Source organism: Elizabethkingia argenteiflava, from assembly GCF_009904105.1.
Classification (GTDB): Bacteria; Bacteroidota; Bacteroidia; order Flavobacteriales; family Weeksellaceae; genus Elizabethkingia; species Elizabethkingia argenteiflava.
Genome location: NZ_JAAABJ010000150.1, coordinates 1 through 485 on the forward strand (window position 1 = coordinate 1; position 485 = coordinate 485).

Below are 485 nucleotides of genomic sequence, written 5' to 3' on the forward strand. Positions count from 1 at the left end.
ATTTTTGCAGCTATCTTTTTTCTTAATGAATCCCGATAAGCAAACAAGTTGCTCTTTCTGCCATTGTAAACACTACGTTCAATCCTAGAGGATAAATTGAAAGGTAATTTTCTGAATAAATCCCGCTCTGAATCAATACTCATAAATTCTGAAGTAAAGTCTATGGAGATTAACTCAAGATCTGACAATTGGGATTGCGGATTTGATTTAAAAAATTCAATTTACTCTCAATTGTTATCAGTATATCTAATATTTTTTCATAATTTGCGGTAAAGCTGTTCATATTTAATCGTTTGTTATACTATTTAATTTAGGTATTTAGATAATAATGAGCAGCTACCTTTTTTTTATCCTAAATGAACCACGGGTATAAAAATGATATCTTCAAAGCTTATGAATAGCAAAAATACAATCATATAAAACGCATTTTTTTATATAGTAATTCTAAAATAGTGGGGTTACAAACCCTTATAGTTATCATTAAG

General features: G+C 28.2%; 1 pseudogene. It reads right to left on the bottom strand.

Annotated features, from left to right (window positions below):
* Positions 1–188 (bottom strand): annotated as a pseudogene (locus GNY06_RS13545) (IS982 family transposase); the annotation flags it as partial.
* Between the last annotated feature and the right edge of the window lie 297 nt (positions 189–485).